This window comes from Treponema sp. OMZ 805 (genome assembly GCF_050937395.1).
Lineage (GTDB): Bacteria > Spirochaetota > Spirochaetia > Treponematales > Treponemataceae > Treponema.
In genome coordinates this window covers 1-534 of the sequence record NZ_JACCLP010000056.1, presented here as the reverse complement: position 1 = coordinate 534, position 534 = coordinate 1, and the positions used below count along the sequence as shown (strand labels likewise).

The window sequence follows — 534 nt, the reverse complement described above, 5'->3', positions numbered from 1 at the left end:
TGCTTTATTATCGCTTTTGCGCACAACGCCGAGTGCAAGCCCCCAAAACGATAGAAAGACGCCGGTTGCTTTATCGACCGTCGCATTCGTATAAATCGGATTTATCGCTGTCTTGTAGATAAAAAAGACAACGCTTGCAATTACTTCGATAAACCCACGTAGAACTCCGGTCGATTTAAAGTTAGTAAGTCCTGTATTTTTTTTCGCTATGGCGACAATATCATCCCGTATTTCATGTTCCGCTTTATCTATCCAAGTATCCTGCATGCTCATCACCTCTTTTATTTCTTGTGTAAATCGTATTCCAATATTTCCGCATTCGCTTCCCCGATAGGGGTAAAGGCAAGCACAAATATCCCGTCCGCCTTTTGGTATACAGAAACACTATCGGGGTCAACCCGTACATCATCCATTGCAATGCGTTCAAGTTCCGCTATCACGCTTGCCGCATCGCTATTATTGTCGTTTAAGAAAAGCGGCATCGTGCTTCCCTTTTCCTTATCCCAATACAGTGATCCTTTTATCACTTGCAAT

The 534-nt window shown here is 43.1% G+C and carries 2 protein-coding genes; both read right to left on the bottom strand.

Features of this window, described 5'->3' with window-relative positions:
- The coding region (locus HGH47_RS12270; protein WP_432912764.1) for a hypothetical protein at positions 1-267 on the bottom strand (267 nt) is incomplete at its 3' end.
- A gap of 14 nt (positions 268-281) precedes the next feature.
- On the bottom strand, positions 282-534 hold a 253-nt coding region (locus HGH47_RS12265), incomplete at its 5' end, for a hypothetical protein (protein WP_432912766.1).